This is a genomic window from Streptomyces sp. NPDC090127, assembly GCF_044746945.1.
GTDB lineage: Bacteria > Actinomycetota > Actinomycetes > Streptomycetales > Streptomycetaceae > Streptomyces.
This window is the reverse complement of record NZ_JBIVDE010000002.1, coordinates 17743-38073: the sequence shown is the minus strand read 5'-3', so window position 1 is coordinate 38073 and position 20331 is coordinate 17743. Positions and strand designations below refer to the sequence as shown.

The window sequence follows — 20331 nt, the reverse complement described above, 5'->3', positions numbered from 1 at the left end:
AGGTGGCCCTCAGTCCGTGAGAAAGGCTCCCTCCCGACAAGGGCGGCAGACGAAGACGTAGCCCAGCTGACCGCCGAGGTTCATCGCGGTCTCCCGGGTTATCCCCTCCTCCAGGTGTGCCGCGAACTCCATAGTGCCGGTGCAGGAGGGACACACGGGCAGGCGGTCGTCGTCAAGGTAGGACGGACTGCCTCCGAGCGACCCGAGCACTTCGCGCTGTTTCCCGAAGCGTTCTTCGGGTTCCCGCTTCCATCCCGAGCGGGCAAGGTCGTAGGCGTCAGGCTCGATACCCTCCTCGCAGGCATCCTCGGGGTCGACCGTCACGACGTGGGTGCGGATGGCCGAGGTGGCGGGCAGCAGCGGCAATCCCGCCTCGGGTACGGCTACCGGCCGAAGTTCCTCCCGGGGAAACAGATAGACCCTGTTCGCGCTGGAGCTCGCGTCCCAGAACTCACACGCCCCGGGGTCGTTCTGGCACAGGAACACCGACAGGACACCGTCCTCGACGGGGAGATGGGCGAAGAACTGCAGCGGTCCCCCGCAGCCGCACAGGGGCCAGGCGAATCCGGCAGGAGCCAGCGGGACGCCCCCGGTACGCAGGACACCGGAATCGGCCGGTGTGGTGCCGTCGTAGATCATTAGCGCTGTCCGCATGGCGAGAGGCTACTGGCCGCCTGTGACAGGCCCGGAGGGAGCGGACACCCTGCGCGGGACACCACGGATCAGCCCTGTCGACTGCCCTTACCCGGCAGTCCGAGCACCTCCCTGACCTCTTCGCGACGAACAGATGCCGATAGACCGTCACCTGGCGCCGAGGGCTGCCACAGAGTGTCGCCTCATCCGCTTCGCGTGAGCGGGCCGGTTAGGGTCGGTGTCATGTCTGCTGAGCCCGCCCTCGTTCTCACACTGCGTCCCGCAACCCGCGCCGACCTGCCTGCGGTGCTCGCTCTCCTCGCCGATGAGGAGCGGGTGGTGGACCCGGCGGCTGTCACGGTCACGGTGGCGTACGAGCACGCCTTCACCGCGATCGACGAGGACCCGCGCAACGAGATGCTGGTCCTGGTCGAGGACACCGACGGCCAGGATGGGGGTGGAACGGTCGTGGGCTGTCTGCAGGCGACGTACATCCCCGGCCTCGGCAAGGGAGGTGCCGAGCGAGCCCTGATTGAGGCCGTGCGGATTCGCGCGGACCGGCGAGGCGGCGGGTTGGGTCGGATCTTGATGGAGCGGGCGATCGCGCGGGCACGCGCGCGTGGCTGCGAACTGGTCCAGCTGACGAGCGACAAACAGCGCGAGGACGCGCACCGCTTCTATGCCGGGCTCGGATTCATCCGCAGCCACGACGGGTTCAGGTTCGGGCTGTGAAGTCGCCGCCAGGAGCGACCATGTGGGCCTCAGGCTGCGGAGCCAGATCACTGCCTCCGCGCAGGTGGAGACCGGCAAGGCAGCTCTGGGGTGACTCGTCGTAGCGCGTGGCGGGCCCTCGCCACGCCTTGATCTTGTCGCACTGCCTTGATGTTCCGAACGCCCACGGAGGCGCGGTTGGCGGGCGAGGCGTACGCCTTGCCGCCGGCGACTGCGTGGGGCCAGGTGCGCGTACGTCCGACGGGACCTGGGGTCTTGACCTTTTGAAGAACCGGCATGAAGCGGGGCTGTCGGCGGCGTGGCCCTCGCTCAGGACGAAGGCGAGTCGGCGGCAATGCGGATCGGAAGCGAGGTGGATCTTGGCAGTCAGGCCGCCCCTCGTCCACGGTCGGTCGGTGTTGTCGAGTGAGGGAGGCACGGGGTCTCAGGAATCGAGCACGGCGGCGACGGCCTCGATCTCGACGAGTTGGTCCTTGTAACCGAGCACGGTGACGCCCATCAAGGTGCTGGGGACGTCATGGTCAGCGAACGAGTCCCGGACTACCTGCCAGGCAGCCACCAGGTCCTCCTGCCGAGCCGACGCGACGAGAACCCTTGTACTGATGACGTCCTGGAGCGACGCACCCGAGGCAGTGAGAGCAGCCTGCATGTTCTCGACGGCTTTCGCCGCCTGGCCCGCGTAGTCCCCGACCGCTGCCGTGGAGCCGTCACCGTTCAGCGGACACGCCCCGGCGAGGAAGATCAGGCGGGACTCGGCGGGCGCCGTGGCCGCGTAGGCGTACTCGGCGACGTCGGACAGGGAGGCGGAGCGGATCAAAGTGATAGCACGAGCCACGGTTGTCGGGGTCCTTTCCTATGGGGGTGTCGAGTACGGGCATCCTGCCAACGCCTCGTCGATTCCCGCTCTCCCTTTTCTTCGCCGCCCTATGGCGGTGCGTCATTTCTGACATCCCCCGCTGCGGCCCCGCAGGCGGTTCCGCACAGCTCGGGCCGCGTCGACGTGTCTCCGGACGCGTGTCGATGGCGGGAGTACCGTCCGGAGTGGGTCGACGGCTGCCTTGCCGGCGCCGGCCTCATCCTCGACTGACCGCCGAGACCGTCGACCCCCGCATTGCCGGAGGCGACGGTCACCCCCCAACGACATCCCTCTCTGACGTGGGCGGATAGAGGTCGAGAACGACGTCGAGCCCCAGCCCGCCGACCTCGGCGAGCAGGTGGGCCGGCAGGACGCAGCCTCCCTGACCGTTCTCACTGCCGAAACCGAGGCACAGTTCCAGATCGCAATCGACAGACAGGCGCGTCAGCTCCTCACGACACCCGTTGGCCAGTCGGACCAGCGCCGCGAGGTGCTCCTCAAGCCGGCTGTCGCTGCCCAGTCCACTCCGCCGGATCCAGACGCTGGTCTCCCGTCGGGCGCTGCTCGGGTTTCGGGGACTCATCAAGCTCCCCTGCTCGAACTGCTCGTCGGGGGCGATCCCCAGGCAAACCGAGATCTCCTCGGCGCGGACCGTCCGGCTCGTGATCCGGATCGATCCGGCCGACCACTTCGTGTCCGGCAACGGCGAGTGCATCGTCAAATGTTCTGGCACGTCCTCACGATCGCAGGCCAGTCAGCGGCAGGCCAGCGCAATTCTCAGGCTCCCCATGCAGCCTGCCCACCCGACATCACCCGATCAAGTTCAGTAGCAGGACGCTGGACCGCGCGGCTGGGGTCCGAGGAGCTCCAGCGGTAGAGACCGCTGACCGGCCAAGAGGACGACTGCGGGGTCGCGTTCCACGACGCCCTGGATGCCGTCCAAGAGGGGTGGGCCGGGTGCGAAGCGCAGGACGAGACCGGCAGGGCCACGAGGGAAGGAATACCCCGGCTCGCCGCAGGCGCCGGAACATCTCGGCTCGACGCCCTCTTCCCGGTAACGGCCCACGTCCGGTCAGCAACGTGGCGCCGTCAGGTGTGCCCGTGCTGAATGTGCCGGGGCTCCGGTGTCTGCAGGGCTCGTGGCACGAACGAAGAAGAGGGCCCCCGTGGACGCGGGAAGGGGTGAGGGCTCGATGGCGTCGGTCCGAACACCCGCCCGAGCACGTTCACCCGTACTCGCCTGGGCACTGTGACCTGTACGCCGCCACGAGCTTCGTTGGTGGCGTTGAGCGTTGCTCGAAATAGGCGGCCCGTGAACGCTCTGTGGTCCTCAGCTGTCGCTGTCCTTGACACCTCCTCCTCGCAGGCCCCACTCATCCAGGCCGGAGTAGATGAACGCAGTACGGCCCCGGGAAAAGGAGAGGGCCTCGGCCTCCCCTGCGTAGACCGCCATCAGCGAGTCTGCTCCGCGCCACCATGTGTCGGACAGGGCCAGCACTTCGCGCACCGGCTCGTACCCGTCCAGAACGATGCCATCGGCATCGTCACCGGTGACCTTGACGATCTGCTCCGCCCACGGTGGCGTGGTCACGCCGCTTCACCGCAGTACGACGGCGGGCCCAGATACCTCGACGCGGACTCACCCGAAGGCTCGTGTTGGTCGGAGAACCGCCCTCCTCATTCTGGGATGCGCACTCGTCTGCCCGGGGACGCCTGTCACAGCCGACCCGTGCCCTTGCCCTCCCGCAGTTGCCATCCCCTGACCGGCGTGGGGACGACGTGAAACCGCTCGGAACCTACTCGAGCAGGGACGTCGCACGGGCCCGGATCGAAGGGGCCCGTCCTCTCCCAGGCTTCAGCGGCGAGCCGGACTGCTTCTCCGTGCAGGAGTTCGTCGTGGACAAGGATGAATGGACTGAGGGGTACGCAATCGACCGAGCCGCTCACTCAGGAGCGGCCCACCAGCGATTCCTGGTGGGCCGCTCTGCTCGTGAGGTCCAACTGTCGACGCCGCGGTGGGGAATCCACGGAACCGAACGGCAACACGATGAATACGGCCAACAGCCCGGCCACCTCTGCCGCGCGATCGAGCGCCGCCAGGACGCTGCCCCTTCGACCGCCGGCCCGTTGCTGCTCGTGCCGGCCGTTGTCGTATCGCTCGGGTGTGCCGGCAGCCGGTGCGACAGTGGCACATCGGCGACCGGGGCGGCCTGGGTCGCCGCGTCTCTCATGACCGGGAAAGCCTCGAGCACCTCCCCAGCCTGCCCAGCCGCCGGGCGTTCCCGCGGACACGCGGCGAGCATGCTGAGGGCGAGCCGGGCCGGCGGCCCGACATCATAGGCGCGCCAACTTACGCCGACCGCATGGAACGTAGGCGGGAACGGTCGCTCTCGTGGCCGTCAGTGCCTTCGCGGATGGCCTGCGCCCGGTCCATCTCTGCCCACCCCGCCCCGCCCTGGGCCTGCGTTTCCTCGCGCACGGCCCTGATTCCATAGTGCTCGAACAGCCCCTGCTCCTGGGCCACGGTCAACACGCCCTCAGGCTCCAACCCGGCGCAAGGCGCATCCTCGATGAGGGCACCGGGATACGGCACCGTGAGGCACCCATCACTCAATACGGCTTGGCGCAGCGGGACGAAAACCCCGCCCGGACCGGACCCCTGCTCAGTGATCCGCGCCCACTCGGGCCTCCCCGTCGTGTCGTCCACGAGGAAGTAGCCCACCACGCCCACTGACTGCCCTTGCACGGTCTCGACCCGGCATCCGCCCATGGCCGCAAGCTGCTGTTCGGTGATCACTACCACTCCTTGCCTGCCCTGCCACGCACCCTGTCACTCGGCGCCTACCCGGGCACACCCGAGACAAAAGCCCCAAGGAGCGTCAGTCGATGTTTGTGAACACCAGGCAGTCCTGCCAGCTGGTGGTGGCCCCTCCCGGTCGCGAAGCGGAGGCGGTGAACGATGACGGACGTGCCCACCCTGCGCGCGCCCGCCAGCTGAACCCACATGGCAGGAATGTGCGGTCATCTGCCGAGCAGGTGACACCACACACCTCACGCTGGGACATGAGATCTGTTTATGCGGGCACAGACACAGCTCCACGGCGCACGCAAGGTGTGGCGCGCTCCGCCCAACGCAAAGGAGCTTCCAAGTGAGCACCAGCCATATTCCCGTCCTCAGCCGGCTTGGCGACTCGGACCAGACGGTCGCCTCACCCGAGGAAGACGTGCGCGGCCGCAGGGTGAGTTCCGCCGACGGCGAGGTGCTGGGAAAGGTGGCGGATCTGCTTATCGATGCCGAAGAGGGCAAGGTCCGCTTCCTCCTCGTGGAACATGGCGGCTTCCTGGGGCTGGGGGAGAAGAAGACGTTCATTCCCGTGGACGCCATCATCCGCATCACTGACCAGCAGGTGTGTGTCGGCCAGTCCCCCCACGAGGTGGCTGGAGCCCCGGCTTACGACCCCGACCTGGTCGACCAGAGCCCCTACTACGACGAGGTCTACGCGTACTACGGCGTCGCCCCCTTCTGGGGGATGGGTTATGGGCACCCAGTCTCGACCTTCCGGCGCTGACGCCTCTGGTCCGAGCCCGGCGTCCGTTGAACGGGTCGGCAACCCGATACGACAAGACCGCCGAGACGTACGAAGCTGCCGTCGCCCTCGCCTCACTTCTGAGCGGGCCTGACATGTGACGACAGAACCGGACGTCGCTGTCAGGAGCGACATGAGGGTGACGGCCAGGGGGCGACGATCAGCGGCGTCCGTAGGACGTGAAGGGCCTGCTCCGTGACCCGTCCGACTCGAACCGGGCGCCGATGAGCCGGCCCTCGTCCACGAAGAGCGTGTCCACCGGATCGGCAGGTCGTCCCCCCGAAGGAGGACGGCGTTGCCGCTGCCGGCACACCGTGCGGGGCTGCAGGCGGCTCGCCCAGGTATCGAGGGCGGGAAGAGCGGTGGGCCAGATCTCGCGGCCGTTGTTCATGTCGATCGCGACGAGATGAAATCCGCGCGCGAGAACGACACGTGAAGGCACGCACGCGCCCGACGTGGAGCGGATCCGTCCGGCCGCCAGGAACGGCACCGCGCTGCAGCGTCTGTCCCTCAGCACGGCGGGTAGGCGAACACGGCCCTGTCGACGTGAACTGGTGAAAGCGGCCCGGATGATCCCCTCTCGCCCCCGCCCATCGGGACGTTTGACTCTCCTGCGGACCCGAACCTCCAAGACTTCCCAGAGCGTGCGAACCGTCCGGCACTGGTGGCCGGCGCTGCGGACGGTCCCCGCAGCGATGTGGCGTGACGACGTGGCCGACTGGGCCGCCGCCTTGACCTACTACGCGATCCTCGCCCTGGTACCTGCTCTGCTCGTCGCGGTCACTCTGACCGGCCTCGTGAGCCCGGAGGCGACAGATCGGCTGATCTCCCAGATAGCTTCATGGGCGCCGGCCGAGTCCGGCGCCACTCTTCAGGAGACGCTGCGGGGACTCGCGAACGAGAGCTCCGCCGCCTGGATGCTGATTGGCGCGGGTAGCGTCAGTTCGCTGTGGTCGGCCTCGAGCTACCTCGCCGTGTTCCGTCGCGCCCTGCACACCATGCACCGTGTCGACCACCGGCGCCCAACCCTGCACACGGCACCGCTCATCGTTCTCAACGCAGCTCTTCTCCTTGGCCTGCTGGTGACCAGCGCCGCCGTCGTCGTCCTCACCCCGCCCATGGCCTCGGCTCTCGCCGACTGGCTGCCCACTTCCGCGGCCGCCTGGACGCTGCTGAAGTGGCCGGCGCTGCTGGGCCTGGTAGCTCTCCTGGTCCTCGTCCTCTTCCGCACCGGCCCGACACCTGCTCGGGCCTCCTCCCACGCCCTGCCGGGAGCGGTGCTCGCCGTACTGCTCTGGCTGGCCGGATCAGCGGCCTTTGCCCTGTACGCCACCAGCCTCGGCACCTACAGCAGGCTCTACGGCTCCCTCGCCGGAGTGATCGTATTCCTCGTCTGGCTGTGGAGTTCCCACCTCTCCCTGCTTGCCGGCGCACAATTCACAGCGGAACTCGCCCACGGCCCTGAGCGGCAACGTCCGGCGTGAGGTGTGCCGGAATACGATGCGGCAGCGGACCGGAGCCGCGGGCAGGCCCCGGCACCGGGCCGCATGCACCGCACCGCAGGCACCGCACCGCATGCACCGCACCGCAGGCACCGCACCGCAGGCACCGCACCACAGGCACCTGACCGTCTCCCACCGCCATCGGCATCACCGCGACCCGTCACCGGCTCTCCCTCCCGGGCCCCGAGTGCGGGCATGGTGTGGCCCGGACCGATACTTGCCATTTGACAAGTGTCCTCATCAGGCGGGAATCTGACGCGGCAGCCGTACGGTGGGGCGACCGTCCTGCGGCAGTTTCAGAAAGGGGAACCGTGGACCGGTCCGGCAGACGTCGGCCTCAGGCCGAATCCGCCTGCGCGGGGGCCTCCGTCGCATGGCTGCGCTCCGCGTCCTCGGCCACACCCCGCACCGCGAGCAGGCCGCGCATCAGCATGGCACGGTCCCTCGGGGCCATCCTGCCCAGCAGCCCGCCCAGGACCTCCTCGCGCCGGGCACGCAGCCCCGCGAGGTAGCCCGCGCCACGGCGCGAGATACGCAGCTCCAACTCCCTGCGGTCGGCACGATTGTGGCTCCGGTCGATGAACCCGGCCGCATGCAGCCGGTCGCACATCCGGCTCGTCGACGACGGCGTCGAGTTCAGCTTCTCGGCGAGCGTCCGTAGGTTCACGATCTGCTCCTGCTCCAGCACATAGAGCACCCGCACCTGCGAAACGGACAGAGGAGCGGGTGAAGCGTTCTCCGCCTGGGACCACATCACTTCGAGCAGCTCCAGAACCTCGCGGGCCGTACTGGCAGCGGCATCCCCCGCGCTGCTCTGCCGCAACGCTTCCTCCGGTCGCCGTGACATGGACGGAGTTCCCCTTCGCAACGCGTTCTTCAACATGAGGCGGTAACCGAACGATGGACAGATTCACCGCGGTCGAGCGCGCCCTGCGCTCCGCCACGCCCGACGCTCTCCCGCACGTCCTCAGCGAGGGCCTGGGCGTGCACTACGGGGCTGCGGACGTGACGCTGCTCATGGCGGACTACGCGATGACCATACTGCAACCGGTCACCACCTTGCCCTACACCACGGAACCCCTCCAGATGCACACCAGCGGCGCCGGCCGCGCGTTCAACTGGCAGCAGCCCCACACCGAGGATTCCCCCGAGGAGGACTCCGTCACCGTGCACCTGCCGGTGAGCGTCCGTGGCGACCGCATCGGCGTCCTGTCCGTGACCCTCCCCGCGGGAAGGCTCGACGCGGACACCGAGCGGGAACTCCTGGAGATCGGTGAGGTACTGGGCCACGAGATCCTGGTGAGCGAGCGGGACACCGACCTCTACCTGCAAGCCCGGCGCGCCAACCGGCTGACCCTCGCCGCCGAGATGCAGTGGCAGCTGCTGCCGGGCCGATCCTGCACGCGGCCCGAATACGAGATCGGCGCCCAGCTGGAGCCTGCCTACGCCATCTACGGAGACAACTTCGACTGGTCGACCTCGTCCGACCACCTCACCGTGACCGTCACCAACGGCATGGGCGAGGGCATCGAAGCCGCCTTGCTGACCAACCTGGCAGTCAACGCCCTGCGCAACGCCCGGCGAGCCGGACTGTCCCTCACCGACCAGGCCTACCTCGCCGACCAGGCCGTCTACGGCCAGCACCGAGGCCGCCAGCATCTGTCGGTCCTGCTGCTCCGCTTCGACCTGGCCACCGGCGCGACCGAGATCGTCGACGCCGGCTCCCCCAGGATGTGGCGGCTGCGGGAAGGCAAGGCCGAGCAGATCGAACTGGACTCCCAACTGCCACTCGGCGCGTTCGAGGACACCCTCTACACCGCCGAGACAATCCAGACCGAGCCAGGAGACCGCCTCGTCTTCGTCAGCGACGGCGTCTACAACGTCGCCTCGCCCGCCGGCGAACGGTACAGCGAACGCGCCCTCGCCCGAGCCCTGGCCCATACCCGCCTGCTGCCCGCCTCCCAGGTTCCCCGTGCCGTCCTCCATGAGCTCGCCGGTCACCGCGGAGTCATCGAAGCCGATGACGACGCCATGGTCGTCTGCCTCGACTGGCACGGCCGTCCCGCCGGCGCGCCGTAGCCCGACACGCCCGGAGCGGGCAGGCCCTCGACGGACCTGACACCCCGCGCCCATGGAGCCCTGGTCCACGGGGGCCGCTCGCAGCCGCTGTCCGCACACGTGGTGTCAGCCGTCCGTGGTGTCGGACCGGATCGATATCGGCTCCTCGGCACCCACGGAGCGCTGGGTCGACGTCGCGACGGTGCCCTGCGCCTCTGCCTCGGGGGTGGTGAGGTAGTCGAGCGTGCCGGTCAGTTCCAGCAGCCGGTCCATCCGCGACGGCCGGTCCTCGAGGTGCAGTCGCACCCCTGCCGCACCGGTCCGACGGCGGATCATCAGCAAGGCCGACAGCCCGGAGGAGTCGACCGCGGTCAGACCCGCGCAGTGCAGGTACACATCCAGCAGGCCGCCGCGCTCTGCCAACACCCGCTCCACCGCCTCCTGCAGGACATCGGCCCAAAAGTGGTCGAGATCCCCGTGCAGTTCGAAGCGCGCGGTATCCGGCCCGTCCACATGCGTCAGGCGGAGCGGCAGCTGAGACGGGTGAGGCAGGCTGGTCATTCGGCGATCCCGGAAACAGTCAAAGGGGTACTGGTCAGGCAAGTGGCACCGGCGAGGAGGGTGCCGGTGGCTCGGGGGGAGTTCTTCAGTCCCCGGGCGGCAAGGGTGTACTCCTGGTCGGTCGGCTGCCGCAGGTCGTCGATCGGCCGGTGATCCGGTTGCGGCCGCAGAAGCGGCCGACCGGCCGGCTCGTCGGCCGCGGCGCGGGCATCCGGGGCCCAGGCGTCAGCGCGGAACTGGCGCGCATACCGGCCGCCGGGGCCAAAGACGGCTCCGCCGACCAGTACAGGAACTCCGACAGCCTGGCGGGCGGTGATCGTCGTGTGCGCGGTGGGCAGACGGGCGGGCAGCACGTGCCACTCGCCGTCCACACACCCGACCGTGATACGCCCGCGGACGGCATCCCGCAGCTCGATGAAAAGCTGGTCGGGTGGGCAGACCGTCACGGGATTCACGCGGTGAACCTGCCCCGCGTGCGGCCGTCAACGGCGCTGAGGTGGTTGGTACGGGGAGCGGCGATCACCACGACCGCCATGTCATCGTGCTTGCCATCGCCCAACCACTGGGAGGCGAGCATCTGCACCCGCTCCACAACGGCCTCCGCAGGCATCCCCGTGCACTCGGACAGAGCCCGGCGCAGACGCTCCTCGCCGAACATCGTGTCGCCCAGCGGACCACCACGGGCCTCGCTGATCCCGTCCGTGTACAGAACGCAGGTCTCGCCGGGGGCCAGAGTGACCCTCGCCGTCTCCGCAACCAGACGGGGAAGCACTCCGACCAGCGTGCCGCGGGTAGGCGCCTCCTCCACCCGGCCGTCGGAACGCAGAATCAAAGGAGCAGGATGACCCGCACTGGTCAACCGCAACTCCACCGAACTCCCCGCCCGGGCCGCGGAGGCGAGCACCATCGTGGCGAAGCGAGCGTTCTCGGTGTTCAGCAGCGAAGTGTTGAGAAGGCTCAGCATCCGCTGATGGTCGTCCGCCATCGGCAGCAACGCGTGCATCGTATTGCGGATCTTCCCCGTCATCACGGCCGCCTGCAGACCCTTGCCACAGACATCACCAAGTACAACGAGGGACGCGCCGTCCTCGGTGACGGACGGGTGGACATCGTAGAAGTCGCCACCGACCCGCTCATGATCCTTCGAGGGCCGGTAACCGCCCGCATAGTCGACGCCCGAGACCTGGCGCAACGCGGGAGGCAACAGGTCACGCATCAGGATCTCAGTTATCGACGCCTGCTCCGTGTACAGGCGGGCGGCCGACATCGCGGCGCCGGCGCGGGCCGCGAACAGTCGGGCGAAAACCTCCTCGCCCTCCGTGAACGCCACCCGGTCGCCGCGCCGCAGCAGCACCAGGGCACCGGCCGGCACACCGTGGCCGGGCAGCGGAGTGATGACGATCGAGCCGACCGCACCGAACCCTTCCGGAACCAGCCAGGCAGGAGCGGCCTCGCGGTCGATCCAGCGGGACGGGACCGGAGGAAAACCCTGCAGCGCCTCAGCCAGACCCGGCACCTGAGCGGGGTCGACCGTCAGCGACGATGCCTGAGGCACACCGCCGCGCACACACGACACCACCGGCAGCACGCGACCCCGGGCGGGCGCGATGACCAAAGCCGCGTCCGCGAGATGCGCCGCCGCCATCTGCGCGGTCACGTCCATGCACCGATCCAGATTCAGCGACGACAGCAGCACATTGGACGCCTGGGTCAAGAACGCGGTGCGCTCCCTCTCCATGTGCAGGGCCTCCCGCGCCAAGCGATGGTCGGTGTCATCGACCAGCCACCACACCACCGTGCCATCGTCCTGGGCGATCGGATGCGCCTCGAAGACGCGCTCCCCGACCGGACCCTGCGCCGTCGGATGCGATCCGGTATCCGGGCGGCGACGAAACGACCTGGTCACTTCCGCGTGGGCCGATGCCAACCAGTCAGGCAGGGCCTCTCCCACGGGAGTGCCTGGGGAGACGCCGGGAAAGACCAGGCCGACCGCGTCGTTGACGAACCGCACAACCGCCCGGTCGTCAGCCACCAGTACGGGATAGGGAGCCTCGGCCCACGGGAAACCCTTCGTGGACGAAGCGGGAACTGCCTGGATGTCATTCACCACACATGGAAGGCCCGCTGCGCGAACCCCTCACCTCATCGCGTCGAAACACTTGCACTCAAGCAACTATCTTCCACCTCGCCCCACGATGGCAACCAGGCTTCCCACAGCGAGCGCCTCCGGCACCTCCCCCACACCGAGCACGCACACCCCCCACACACACACGGACGCAAGCCAGAAAGGTCAACGACCCGCCACCGCACACCGTTTCGGAAGCTCCCGCCACCGACTCCCCACCGGAACGTGACTGCCTCCGGGTGTCGACGGGACAGTCTTCCGGCGTGCTCGCCACGGACTTCGGGGGGCCGGCCAGGACGCTCAGCAAGGCCTCCAGTGGCGCGCCTCGGCGCTCGGCGCGCGACGCCTCAGCCCAGGGTTGCTGCCAGGGGAGTCTCGAGAAAGGGAGCCAGGCGGTGGGGGCGGGGTCGCGCGGGAGCGCCCTCGGAGGTGCCGCGCTTCTCCGCGCCTTCCTTGATGTGCTCGTACTGACTCTCACGCTTCTTGCTGGAACCCTGCGGCATGACGTACTCCTTCCAGACCGGATGCGGTCCACCGGACGGGCTGCCCGACGACCTACGCGGACCTTCCGGTGGGCCTCTCTTTCAGGATCCGGAGTGGCCCCAGCTGACGCGGAGTCCTGGTAGCTGTGCGAGCAGACAGCGACCGAACGGATGAGCGGGGCCCCGGCCGGGCACAGAGAGGGCTGCGGGCGCGCAGCGAGGGCGGCCATTGGCCCCTGGCGCGCCATGCACTCCGCTGGGCCCCAACTCCATTGCAGGGGGACGCCGCCCAGCCCACCCACGTAGGCGACGCCCATCGGCGGCCAGAACAGAGTGCTACTGCTGCGTCGGGTTGCGAGGCGCGAGCGGTTGGGTGGCGGGGCCCTGGAGGACCGATCCGTCCGTGGCGAACCGGGAGCCGTGACACGGGCACTCCCAGGCTGTCTCGGCCGCGTTGAAGGAGACCAGGCAGCCGAGGTGGGTGCAGCGGGCCGAGACGGCGTGCGCGGCACCGGACTCGTCACGGTAGACGGCGCACCGGCTGCCGTCGATCCGTACCACCGCTCCCGTACCCGGGGCGATCTCGGCGACCGAGTCGACGTGGGTGGTGGCGAGGCGGTCACCCACGAAATGACGCGCCACGTCGGCCTGTTGCTTCAGCAGAGCGGGGGCCTCGCGCACCGCGCTCCAGAGCCTTCGCGGGTCGTACAGACCCGCCCACACCGGCTCCTCGCCGTGGATGAGCCGGGTGAGGAGCTGTCCGGCCAGCACCCCACCGCTCATGCCCCACCCACCGAAGCCCGTGGCGACGTAGGTGTGCCGGGCGCCCGGGTGGTAGCGGCCGATCATCGGCACGGTGTCGCTGACGTCGTTGTCCTGGGCCGCCCAGCGGTAGGCGGTGTCGCCCACGGGGAAGCGAGCGTGCATCCACGCGTCGAGGCGCGCGAAGCCGGCGGCCGGGTCACCCTCACCCGGGGTGAAACTCTCACCGGTCACGATCAGCAGCCGTTGTCCGTCGTCGCCGTGAGGGGCGGTGCGTACGGACCGTTTGCCGTCGTCCTGCGTGAGGTACATGCCGGCCGGATCCTGGTCAGCGGCAAGGGGCGCGGCGACGACGAGTTCCCGGCGTGGTGAGAGACGGGCGAACAGCAGGGCCCGGTCGAAGACGGGATAGTGGGTGGCGACGACGACGTCCCGCGCGGTCACCGTGTGCCCCGCCTCGGTAGTGACCCGGCACGGGGTCCCCTCGTGCAGGCCCGTCACCCGGCTCCGCTCATGGATCACACCGCCGCGCGACCGGAAGTCATCGGCCAGGGCGAGGAGGTAGGCCCGAGGGTGGAACTGGGCCTGTCCCTCGACCCGCACCGCTCCCGCCACGTCGAAGGGCAGCCCGGTCTGCTCGACGTACCGGGCGTCCAACCCCGCATCCCGGGCTGCGGATGCCTCTGCCTGAAGTGCGGAACGGTTCTCGGGCCGAGTGGTGTAGGTGAAGGCTGGGCGTCGCTCCCACGCGCAGTCAATGTCCAGCTCGTCGCGGACAGCGGAGATCCGTTCGACGGCACCTTGTTGTGAACGGGCGTACATGCGGGCTGCATCGAGCCCACGGGTACGCAGGAGCCGGCCGTAGACAAGGCCGTGCAGGGCGGAGACCTTGGCGGTGGTGTGGCCGGTGACGCCGGCGGCGATGCGGTCGGCCTCCAGGACGACCACACGAAGCCCGGTGCGGACGAGTTCCCAGGCGGTGCTGAGCCCGGCGATGCCGCCTCCCACGACCACTACGTCCGTCTCCGTGTCCGTCGGAAGCGGGGGCAAATCTGTCGGCGGGCTCGTGGCCATCCAGTACGACTCGTCGAGCCCCGGAAGCGGCTCAGGGACGGCAGCGTGGTGTGCGTTCATGCAATGCGTGTTCCTCGTTCCGTGGGGAAGATGCCGACAGCCACGGGTACGGGGACCACATGGGTGTACTTGTACGCCGTGGAGGCAACTGGGGTTCGCCTCTCACGACGGCGGTGAAGGACCCATACGTGTTGTGCTCCGTCATGGCCGACGCAGCCTCGGGTCCGTCGTGGTCGCGTCGGTTCCGGTGGGCGGGGCGCGTTCCCGACGTGCGGTCGATCGGCTCCAGCGGATCAGTCCGCGGTCTGCGAACGCGTCGAGCCAGTCGGCCATGGGCCACCACCCTCAGCGGCGGTGGAAGATTTCGGCGTCGCGCAGGACGTCGTCGAGGTGCCCTACCGGCGAGCTGAAGACCGGGTGGTGCCGGTGGAAGGCTGGTCGCCGCCCACCCAGGCCAGCGGGGCGCCGGCGGTGCGGGCCCGCCGGCCGTAGTCGGTGTCCTCTCCGCCGTACCCCTCGTACTCCTCGCTGAAGCCGCCGACGGCGTGCCAGGTGTCGGTGGTCAGGGCGAAGGACAGTGACCAGAACAGCGTGTGGTCCGTGCCCTGGTGGGTTTCGTCGGGCGCGGGGGCCGGACGGGCGGGGTGGGGCCCGGCGAGTGTCGGCAGGTCGGTCAGGCGGTAGCCGGCCGGGGGGCGGGGGGCGGCAGGTAGGCGACGGCATCGCAGAGCAGGGAGTGCCGATGGGCGGGGTCGCGGGCCATCTGTGCGTAGCGGTCGAGAAGCCGTTCACCGGGAACGCCGTCGACATCCAGGAAGGCCAGTATTTCGGCGCCGTGCTCCAGGGCGTGGACGGCACCGAGGTTCCGCGCCCGGGCCAGCGGCAGGACCCGTCGTGCCCCGGGCAGTCGACGATCGTCGCGGCGGGCCGCCGGTCGGCGAGGACGGCACGCAGGCCCGCGTCGTCCATGGCGCGACGATGGACTGGTCCGGCGGGCGTGAGCCGGCCGCCGGCCCGGCCTGTTGCGGGGCGAGATGCCGGTGCCGGCCGGCGGCAAGGGTGATCACGGCGGTGCGCATCAGAGGGCTCGCTCTCCTCGGGCTGCGGCGGCAAGGACGGTCGCGGCCTGGGCAGCGCCGTCGCCCCGGCGCCCAGCGTGACCACCGGTCCCCGCCCAGGGCGCGGGCCAGTTCGAGCAGTGCGGGCCACTCCTCGGCCGCCTGCCGCCTGCCGCCTGCCACCTGCCACCGGTCGACGACCGCGGCGAGTCGGCCACGCGTCAGGGCGCGCCCCCTCGCTGTCCGTTCGCCGAAGGGCCGCTCCTGCGAGACGACGATGGCCGGGCGGCGCGCGGCGGCGCACTCGGCGACGGCTCGCGCCGCTCAGGGCATTCCGCCCTACGCGGAATCGGTCGCGCAGCGGGTCGCTCGCTCCGAGCCGGGCCGGCGAAGCAGGTCTAGGGGCGGCGCCAGTCGCCGGAGGGCAGGTGGGATCCCGCCTGCGGCCCCATGCGCAGCATGCCGCCGTCGACCACCCAGGACGCCCCGGTCGTGTAGGAAGATTCCGGGCCGGCCAGGAAGGCGACGACGGAGGCCACCTCCCGGGCATCGCCAGGGCGCCCGAGCGGAATGCCGGGCCGGTCGACAGCCTGAACGTCCGTGTCCTCCTGGCCAGTCATGGGAGTAGCGATCTCGCCGGGAGCCACGGAGTTCACCGTGATGCCGTACTCGGAGAGTTCCAGGGCCATCACCTGCGTCAGCAGGCCCAGCCCGCCTTTGGCTGCGCAGTAGGGGGCCGCGCCGACTCTCGGCTGGTGCTCGTGCACGGAGGTGATGTTCACGATGCGGCCTCCTTCGCCCTGAGCGATCATGCGACGTGCGGCTCGCTGTGAGCAGAGAAAGGGACCGATGAGGTCCACGTCGATGACGTGGCGGACGGTCGTGTGGTCAAGGTCGAGGAAGCGGGTGGACGTGCCTGTACCCGCACAGTTGACCAGCACGTCGACGCGCCCGAGTTCGTCCGCCAGCGCGTCCACCACCGCGGCGGCGTCCGGCAGATCTGACAGGTCCAGAGGGGCCATCGCAGCGCGCCTGCCGGCGGCACGTACCTCGACCGCTGTGCGCTCCGCCCCACCATGGTCGCGATGCCAGGTGATACCGACGTCCATGCCCTGTTGCGCCAGCCGGACGGCTACGGCTCTGCCGATACCCGAATCCGCCCCTGTGACCAGGGCTACAGGGCTGACAGCTGGGACTTCCTCGCTCACGTGCCCTCCTGGCTGGCGTCGACGGTGCTCCCGGATTGCCAGACAGATGGATACCACCGACTCGCAGCGCCAATCCTGACGTCCACCCCGCCGGCCCAGGCTCCCTCAAGACCCGATGGTTGGCACCTGCTAGGAGCCCGCGTGAGGCCGATCCGCTTTTCGAGCGCATTCGGCGAACCTGCCCGCGATGCGGCCCATCAGGCCCTCGAACGCTTCCCACCGGCGGGCCGCGTCCACGCGGTGACCTGCGGCCCACCGCGTGATTCCCGCACTATCTGGAAACCCACCACATCTCGCTGCCCGAGAGGTTCCTCGAACACGTCCGCAGCGCAAATTGTCACGTCGCCACCACCACCGTCGCGCAATCCGCTCCCCACTACGACGAGACCGTGCCCCTGGGCGGCTGGGCATCCGCTGTCCCGTGGCGATCGGCTGCGACCACACTCGTACCTGAGCCACGAGCAGTGACCAGCACAGCCCAGTTCGACGCGGTGATGACGGCCCAGGACCGGAACAGGCCGCACGGCAGCTGGGGCAAGCGGCGCAAACCACCAAGATCGTAGGCTCCAGCAGCCCGGGGACGCTTCGACCGGCCCGCCGGGCTGTCCGGCTACAGTGGGTGAGCCCGTTGAGTGGCATAGCGAATCCGTGCAGATAGGGGCAGCGGGGGAATGAGTGTGGTGGAGAGCTGGTCCCGCGTAATGAATCTCCTCCGGGAGCATGCTCCGGCCGATCACGCGGACCTGCCCGGCCCGGCCACGGAGCGGATGCTCGCGGCCGCCGAGGAGCGTATGGGTGTCTCCTTGCCTCAGGACCTGCGGGTGTGGCTGCTACAGAACAACCTGGATCTTCCCGAGGACGATGTGGACGACGACGTGGCCTGTTGCGGTTACGCCGGGTTCCCGGACGAGGGGAGCTTCTTTCTGGGCATCCGGGCGATGGAGAGGCTCCACGCGAACCACCCCTTGTCCGGTGGGGGCGATTGGCGCGAGGAGTGGATCCCGTTCCTGTCGGATCAGGACGCCTGGACGGGGAAGTTCATCGATGCGACGGACGGACGTATCGGCAGATGGTTCGTGGGCTCGCCCACGATCATCGGCGAGTACGCGTCACTGGCTCACTACTTCGACTCCGTGGCGGACATGCTGACGAGGATCGGCGCGGGGGACCGCCGTGAAACAGAAGTGCCCTCCGAAACCGAAGAACGGCCGGGGGGCACTTCTCATGGTCCGGTTACGGAGTGGGTGCGGTGAATCCGTCGAGGTCGACCCAGTAGCCGTCGTCCTCCATCAAGATCTCGCGGACGGCGTTCATCGACCGGAAGGCATGAGACATGGCTACAGGAACTGTGAAGTGGTTCAACGCGGAGAAGGGCTTCGGCTTCATCGCCCAGGACGGCGGCGGCCCGGACGTCTTCGCCCACTACTCGGCGATCAACTCCACGGGCTTCCGTGAGCTCCAGGAGGGCCAGATGGTGACGTTCGACGTCACCCAGGGCCAGAAGGGCCCCCAGGCGGAGAACATCAACCTCGCCTGACCCGCCCGACACCCCGCCGGGGGCACCGGGTCAGTGCGCGCCGCTGCTCCGCGCGCTCCCACTTGAGTGCGTCCGGCACGCACTCACGGTGTTGTCGACCCCGTAAAAACAGCGGACGGGCGGGGCCCCGCGATGCCTATGTGACCTGACGCAGAAGGCGCTGGTCGAGGCGAGCGTGCGCCGGTCGCCGAGCTGCATCGATGTTTTCCGCGGCCCTACACGCCAGTAACCTGCCGCGCCGCGCTGCGGAGCGATGCGGCAACCTGTGGCCGCCTCTCTCCGGGTGGATGATGTGTAGGTGAAGAGCCTGGCTGGTAGCGCTCACCCCGGCGGATCGCCGGGTCGGCGCAGGAGGGGCTCGTCGAAGGGACCGTGCCGGTGAGCGATGGGCAGAGTGAGCTTCCCCGGCTTCTGACCGCAGCGGAGACGGCCGCGCCGGTGGAGGCCGTCGACGTCGTCGCGCGGGATCTGCGACGGCGGTTCGGGGCCGTCGAGGTCTCCTTCCTCATCGTGGACCTGACGGGCAAGGCGGTGGCCCGGCTGTCCACCACCACTGTGGGGGAGAGCGGCCAGGAAGCGGAACGGATTCCACTGCTCGGCAGCGTGTACGAACATGTGATCCGTACCCAGCGGCTGTACCAGGAGGTGACCCCTCGCGGACACCGCGTGATCGCCCCGGTCACCAACCGGGGAGACGCGATCGGACTCCTGGAACTCCTTCTGCCGGCCGGACCCGGCGAGGACACCCTCACCGCGGTCGGCGAGGCCGCGCACGTCCTGGCCTACGTCGTGATCGCCAACGGCCGCTTCACCGACCTGTACACCTGGGGCAAGCGTTCCAGGCCGCCCACCCTGGCCGCGGAGATCCAGTACCAGCTGCTTCCCCCGTCCCTGTCGTGCGAGGCGGCCCAGTTCACCCTGTGCGGGAGCCTCGAGCCCTCCGAAGACCTCAGCGGCGACACCTTCGACTACATCCTGGACCGCGACACCCTGCACGTGTCGGTGACCGACCCCATGGGGCACGACATCGACGCGGCCCTGGCCGCCACCGTGCTGGTCGGCGCCTTGCGGGGCGCCCGTCGCGCAGGGGCCGGCCTGGTGGAGCAGGCTCATCTGGCGGACCAGGCCCTTGCCGACCACGGCCAGGGCCACGCCACGGGGCAGCTGTTGCGCATCAACCTCCACACCGGGCGGGCCCAGCTCGTCAACGCCGGCCACCCCTGGCCACTACGACTGCGCCAAGGGGTCGCGAAGGCGATCACCTGCGAGGTGGACCATCCCTTCGGACTGTCCGTGCCCATGCCCCACCCCTACCGCGCCCAGGACATCGACCTGTGCCCCGGCGACCGACTGCTCATGTTCACCGACGGCATGCTCGAGCGCCATGGAGAGAAAGTCGATCTCCTCGACCTGCTGGAGCGCACCCGGAACCTGCACCCCCGTGAGACCGCTCTGGCAATGACTTCAGCGGTACGGGGCGCGGCCGGCGGCCGGCTCGAGGACGATGCCACCGTGATGTGCCTGGACTGGCACGGTCCGCAGGAGACCCAGCGGCACGTCAGCTCCGGGGCGGACACCCATCAAGCCTCGGCCGACCGCCCAGAGCCGTAGGCTCGGCCATCCGCTGCCGTGGACGCTCCGGGAACGGAGGTCGCCTTCGAGCGACTGGCGGTGACCGAGCAGCAGACCGCCGACCACGAGGTGCCCACCGCGCCGCCGAAGGTCAGTGATCATCGCTCGTTCAGCGGCACCCCCACCACCAGGCCGAGGCCCTGCGGACCGACGTCCTCGCCGGCGTGCTCAGGACCGCGATCACCCCCCACTGAGACGTGCGCGTCCTGGCGGCACTCCTTGAGGGCGAGGAAGACGAACGGGTGTCGACGCAGTATTCGTACACACAGCCCAGCGAGCCCGCGAGTCTCCTACGACGACGGAACGCCGTACTACGCCTGGTGGGTCCGCCTGCCCTGCAGCCGAGCATCCCGACTTGCCACGGACGGCCTCCCGCAGGCGCTTGGCCCGCCGCGCCAGTACCTGACCACCCAGCTTCCCGACGGCCTCCTCCTGGTCGGCACGCTCGACCTGTTGCTGTGCAACGATCCGGACCGCCCGCACACATGGCTGGTGGTCACCGTCGGGCTGTGGACCGAGCCGCA

Annotated in this window: 19 protein-coding genes and 4 pseudogenes; 8 read left to right on the top strand and 15 right to left on the bottom strand. The window is 69.3% G+C overall.

The features are described 5' to 3' along the window. Window positions 1-9 precede the first annotated feature (9 nt). On the bottom strand, window positions 10-654 hold the full coding sequence (locus ACIPPS_RS05840; RefSeq protein WP_401427324.1) for a hypothetical protein: 645 nt from the start codon (window positions 652-654) through the stop codon (window positions 10-12). A gap of 222 nt (window positions 655-876) precedes the next feature. On the opposite strand from ACIPPS_RS05840, the gene ACIPPS_RS05835 reads away from it, so the two are divergent. Beyond that, entirely contained in the window at window positions 877-1365 is a 489-nt protein-coding gene (locus ACIPPS_RS05835; protein ID WP_401427321.1) for a GNAT family N-acetyltransferase, read from the top strand. Here ACIPPS_RS05835 and ACIPPS_RS05830 read toward each other — a convergent pair. From ACIPPS_RS05830 to ACIPPS_RS05810, 5 genes and pseudogenes are all read right to left on the bottom strand, one after another. Further along, window positions 1349-1747 (bottom strand): annotated as a pseudogene (locus tag ACIPPS_RS05830) (hypothetical protein); the annotation flags it as partial. The gene ACIPPS_RS05835 and the pseudogene ACIPPS_RS05830 sit on opposite strands and share 17 nt — an antisense overlap. Window positions 1748-1789: 42 nt before the next feature. After that, window positions 1790-2200, bottom strand: coding sequence for a RidA family protein (locus ACIPPS_RS05825; RefSeq protein ID WP_401427319.1), 411 nt, complete (start codon window positions 2198-2200; stop codon window positions 1790-1792). A 292-nt stretch (window positions 2201-2492) separates the two neighbouring features. Continuing rightward, on the bottom strand, window positions 2493-2954 hold the full coding sequence (locus tag ACIPPS_RS05820) for a DUF4279 domain-containing protein (protein WP_401427317.1): 462 nt from the start codon (window positions 2952-2954) through the stop codon (window positions 2493-2495). A 597-nt stretch (window positions 2955-3551) separates the two neighbouring features. After that, on the bottom strand, window positions 3552-3812 hold the full coding sequence (locus ACIPPS_RS05815) for a hypothetical protein (RefSeq protein WP_401427315.1): 261 nt from the start codon (window positions 3810-3812) through the stop codon (window positions 3552-3554). Between the two features lie 759 nt (window positions 3813-4571). Next, window positions 4572-5018: a PRC-barrel domain-containing protein gene (locus ACIPPS_RS05810; protein ID WP_401427313.1), complete on the bottom strand. Its 447-nt coding sequence runs from the start codon at window positions 5016-5018 to the stop codon at window positions 4572-4574. A 352-nt stretch (window positions 5019-5370) separates the two neighbouring features. Between ACIPPS_RS05810 and ACIPPS_RS05805 the strand changes: the two genes are divergently transcribed. Then, the gene (locus tag ACIPPS_RS05805; protein ID WP_401427310.1) at window positions 5371-5790 is read left to right on the top strand and encodes a PRC-barrel domain-containing protein; all 420 of its coding nucleotides are present in this window, start codon (window positions 5371-5373) and stop codon (window positions 5788-5790) included. A 178-nt stretch (window positions 5791-5968) separates the two neighbouring features. On the opposite strand, the gene ACIPPS_RS05800 is transcribed toward ACIPPS_RS05805, so the two are convergent. Beyond that, window positions 5969-6298, bottom strand: a complete 330-nt coding sequence (locus ACIPPS_RS05800) for a hypothetical protein (protein ID WP_401427308.1) — start codon at window positions 6296-6298, stop codon at window positions 5969-5971. Between the two features lie 154 nt (window positions 6299-6452). Between ACIPPS_RS05800 and ACIPPS_RS05795 the strand changes: the two genes are divergently transcribed. Then, complete coding sequence (locus tag ACIPPS_RS05795; RefSeq protein ID WP_401427305.1) at window positions 6453-7292, top strand: YihY/virulence factor BrkB family protein; 840 nt, start codon at window positions 6453-6455, stop codon at window positions 7290-7292. A gap of 355 nt (window positions 7293-7647) precedes the next feature. Here ACIPPS_RS05795 and ACIPPS_RS05790 read toward each other — a convergent pair whose 3' ends face one another. Continuing rightward, window positions 7648-8157, bottom strand: coding sequence for a MarR family transcriptional regulator (locus tag ACIPPS_RS05790; RefSeq protein ID WP_401427303.1), 510 nt, complete (start codon window positions 8155-8157; stop codon window positions 7648-7650). A gap of 53 nt (window positions 8158-8210) precedes the next feature. On the opposite strand from ACIPPS_RS05790, the gene ACIPPS_RS05785 reads away from it, so the two are divergent. Continuing rightward, the gene (locus ACIPPS_RS05785) at window positions 8211-9389 is read left to right on the top strand and encodes a PP2C family protein-serine/threonine phosphatase (RefSeq protein WP_401427301.1); all 1179 of its coding nucleotides are present in this window, start codon (window positions 8211-8213) and stop codon (window positions 9387-9389) included. A 105-nt stretch (window positions 9390-9494) separates the two neighbouring features. Here the strand turns inward: ACIPPS_RS05785 and ACIPPS_RS05780 are convergent, their stop codons facing one another. The 5 genes and pseudogenes from ACIPPS_RS05780 to ACIPPS_RS05760 form a co-directional block, all read right to left on the bottom strand. Further along, window positions 9495-9929: an STAS domain-containing protein gene (locus ACIPPS_RS05780; protein WP_401427299.1), complete on the bottom strand. Its 435-nt coding sequence runs from the start codon at window positions 9927-9929 to the stop codon at window positions 9495-9497. Window positions 9930-9973: 44 nt separating this feature from the next. Continuing rightward, a pseudogene (locus ACIPPS_RS05775) lies at window positions 9974-10330 on the bottom strand (cobalamin-binding protein); the annotation flags it as partial. A 50-nt stretch (window positions 10331-10380) separates the two neighbouring features. Beyond that, on the bottom strand, window positions 10381-11961 hold the full coding sequence (locus ACIPPS_RS05770) for a PP2C family protein-serine/threonine phosphatase (RefSeq protein ID WP_401427297.1): 1581 nt from the start codon (window positions 11959-11961) through the stop codon (window positions 10381-10383). Between the two features lie 515 nt (window positions 11962-12476). Beyond that, a pseudogene (locus ACIPPS_RS05765) lies at window positions 12477-12557 on the bottom strand (plasmid stabilization protein); the annotation flags it as partial. Window positions 12558-12872: 315 nt separating this feature from the next. Continuing rightward, window positions 12873-14432: an FAD-dependent oxidoreductase gene (locus ACIPPS_RS05760; protein ID WP_401427294.1), complete on the bottom strand. Its 1560-nt coding sequence runs from the start codon at window positions 14430-14432 to the stop codon at window positions 12873-12875. Between the two features lie 294 nt (window positions 14433-14726). Here ACIPPS_RS05760 and ACIPPS_RS05755 point away from each other — a divergent pair, with 294 nt between their 5' ends. Next, the gene (locus tag ACIPPS_RS05755) at window positions 14727-14864 is read left to right on the top strand and encodes a hypothetical protein (protein WP_401427292.1); all 138 of its coding nucleotides are present in this window, start codon (window positions 14727-14729) and stop codon (window positions 14862-14864) included. A gap of 26 nt (window positions 14865-14890) precedes the next feature. Here ACIPPS_RS05755 and ACIPPS_RS05750 read toward each other — a convergent pair. After that, window positions 14891-14938 (bottom strand): annotated as a pseudogene (locus ACIPPS_RS05750) (hypothetical protein); the annotation flags it as partial. An 890-nt stretch (window positions 14939-15828) separates the two neighbouring features. Further along, on the bottom strand, window positions 15829-16638 hold the full coding sequence (locus tag ACIPPS_RS05745; protein ID WP_401427290.1) for an SDR family oxidoreductase: 810 nt from the start codon (window positions 16636-16638) through the stop codon (window positions 15829-15831). Window positions 16639-17309: 671 nt separating this feature from the next. On the opposite strand from ACIPPS_RS05745, the gene ACIPPS_RS05740 reads away from it, so the two are divergent. The 3 genes from ACIPPS_RS05740 to ACIPPS_RS05730 all read left to right on the top strand — a co-directional run bounded on the left by ACIPPS_RS05740 (window position 17310) and on the right by ACIPPS_RS05730 (window position 19786). After that, the gene (locus ACIPPS_RS05740; RefSeq protein WP_401427287.1) at window positions 17310-17891 is read left to right on the top strand and encodes an SMI1/KNR4 family protein; all 582 of its coding nucleotides are present in this window, start codon (window positions 17310-17312) and stop codon (window positions 17889-17891) included. 80 nt (window positions 17892-17971) lie between these two features. Further along, on the top strand, window positions 17972-18175 hold the full coding sequence (locus tag ACIPPS_RS05735; RefSeq protein WP_030556983.1) for a cold-shock protein: 204 nt from the start codon (window positions 17972-17974) through the stop codon (window positions 18173-18175). Window positions 18176-18553: 378 nt separating this feature from the next. Then, window positions 18554-19786 carry a PP2C family protein-serine/threonine phosphatase gene (locus tag ACIPPS_RS05730; protein WP_401427285.1) on the top strand — a complete coding sequence of 411 codons (1233 nt, stop codon included), beginning with the start codon at window positions 18554-18556 and terminating at the stop codon, window positions 19784-19786. Window positions 19787-20331: the final 545 nt, after the last annotated feature.